This is a genomic window from Ornithinibacter sp., assembly GCF_035443565.1.
Lineage (GTDB): Bacteria > Actinomycetota > Actinomycetes > Actinomycetales > Dermatophilaceae > Fodinibacter.
Genome location: NZ_DAORSO010000015.1, coordinates 7,157 through 8,800, shown reverse-complemented (window position 1 = coordinate 8,800; position 1,644 = coordinate 7,157). Strand labels below are relative to the sequence as shown.

Below are 1,644 nucleotides of genomic sequence, written 5' to 3'. Positions count from 1 at the left end.
CAGACCCACGACCAGGTCGGCAACCGGATGACCGGCGACCGGATCAGCGCCGTCGTGCCTGCGGGGCTCCAGGCTGCCGGGGCCGCGCTGTACCTGCTCGCGCCCACCACCCCGATGATCTTCATGGGGGAGGAGTGGGGTGCCTCGACGCCGTGGCAGTACTTCACGAGCTTCACCGACGAGGCCCTCGCGGATGCCGTGCGCGCCGGGAGGCGGGCCGAGTTCGCCAGCCACGGCTGGTCCACGGCCGACGTGCCGGACCCGCAGAGCCCCGCCACGCGGGAGGCCTCGGTGCTCGCCTGGGGCGAGGTCGACGAGGCCGGGCACCGGCGCCTGCTCGACTGGTACCGGGCGTGCATCGCCCTGCGCCGGAGGGTCATCGGTGTGGGCCCGACCCGCCTCGCCGACGTTCGCGTCGACGTGGACGAGGCCGCGCGCACGGTGGTGACGCTCCACGCGCCTGCTGGGCGGACGGCATCCGCCGTCGTCGTCAACCTCGCCGACGACCCCGCCGAGGTGGCGCTGCCGCGGACGGGTGGGCGCGTGGCGCTCGCCTGGGACCCCCAGGGCACCACGGTGACCGCGGATGCCGTGCGCCTGCCGGGCGGGTCAGCGGCGGTGCTCCTCTGGTGAGGGCACGCGCAACATGCCCTCCTGCGCGACGGTGGCCACGAGGATGCCGCCCTCAGTGAACATCCGGCCGATGCCCAGGCCCCGCCCGCCTTGCGCCGAAGGGGAGTGCTCGGCGTAGAGGATCCACTCGTCGGCGCGAGCCGGCCGGTGGAACCACATGGCGTGGTCGAGGCTGGCTGCCCGCAGGCCCGGGGTGGTCCAGGCGCGGCCGTGGCGGCGCAGGATCGTCTCGAGCAGCGAGTAGTCGGAGGCGTAGGCCAGCACGGCGTCGTGGATGAGCGGGTCGTCCGGCAGGGTGCCGGTGGCGCGCATCCAGACCCGCTGGTCAGCGACCCGGTCGGTGGCCGGGGTCGCGAAGAGGTTGCCCTCGACGTGCCGCTGGTCGATGGCCCGGCCCTCGGCCATGTGCCGGGCCGCCGGGTGGTCGACGCCCTCGAAGAGCTCGGCCAGGCTCGGGAGCGTGTCGGGGGAGGGGGTCTGCGGGAACGGGTCCTGGTGGTCGAGGCCGGCGTCGGGGTCCTGGAACGAGGCGCTCATCGACAGGATCGGCTTGCCGTGCTGGATGGCGTGCACCCGGCGGGTCGAGAAGGAGCGGCCGTCACGCATGCGCTCGACGCTGAACGTGATCGGCTGGGTGTCGTCGCCGGGGCGCATGAAGTACGCGTGCAGTGAGTGCAGGCGCCGCTTCTCGCCGCCCTCGATGACGCGCACGGTGCGGCCACAGGCGATGACGCCCTGGGCGAGGACCTGCCCGCCGAACACCCGACCGTGCGGCTGCTTCTGGCTCTGCCCGCGGAACAGGGTGATGTCCTCGGCGAAGGTCTCGGGCAGTGGCGTGGGCAGCGACCCGTCGGCGGTGTCTGCCGTCGACAGGGGCTGCACGCTCATCACCGCTGAGCCGAGCTCCTCGAGGTCCAGGGTGGCCAGGAGGTCGAGGAGCGGTGCGGGCTGGGTGTTCTCAGGGGGCTGAGTCGAGTGGCTGGAGGTCACCGTCGCAACGATATCCGGCGC

At 73.5% G+C, this 1,644-nt stretch carries 1 protein-coding gene and 1 pseudogene; one reads left to right on the top strand and one right to left on the bottom strand.

From position 1 onward, the window contains the following. Nucleotides 1-633 (top strand): annotated as a pseudogene (locus PLL68_RS03385) (malto-oligosyltrehalose trehalohydrolase); the annotation flags it as partial. On the opposite strand, the gene PLL68_RS03380 reads toward PLL68_RS03385, so the two are convergent. Next, entirely contained in the window at nt 610-1,623 is a 1,014-nt protein-coding gene (locus tag PLL68_RS03380; protein WP_324531649.1) for an acyl-CoA thioesterase, read from the bottom strand. The pseudogene PLL68_RS03385 and the gene PLL68_RS03380 overlap by 24 nt on opposite strands. Nucleotides 1,624-1,644: the final 21 nt, after the last annotated feature.